Raw genomic sequence first — 336 nt, forward strand, 5'->3', positions numbered from 1 at the left:
GACGCTCTTCCGATCTTGCCGCGGCCAAGGGCACCGAAGCTGCGGGCGCGGCGATGACCGGCTCGGCCAACATCGACCATCTGGAAATTTCCGACAAGGTGTACATCAAGTCGGATCAGCAGGTCGCGACCGGCGATCAGGGCAGTTTCGACATGAAGAGCCAGGTGCTGCTGCTTTCGGGCAAAAGGGTCGTCCTGTCGCAAAACGACAATGTCCTCGTCGGCTGCAAGCTTACCGTGCAGATGAAAAGCGGGCTTGCCCAGGTCGATCCATGCGCTGGGCAGCGCGTGCAGATGTCGATCACGCCGCCGCCGAAATCGGACGCGTCGAAATCGG

Annotated in this window: 1 protein-coding gene; it reads left to right on the forward strand. The window is 61.3% G+C overall.

Features of this window, described 5'->3' with window-relative positions:
- The coding region (locus EN852_RS37350; protein WP_281407851.1) for an LptA/OstA family protein at window positions 1-336 on the forward strand (336 nt) is incomplete at both ends.

Origin of the sequence: Mesorhizobium sp. M2E.F.Ca.ET.209.01.1.1 (genome assembly GCF_004010375.2) — a bacterium.
Taxonomy (GTDB): domain Bacteria; phylum Pseudomonadota; class Alphaproteobacteria; order Rhizobiales; family Rhizobiaceae; genus Mesorhizobium.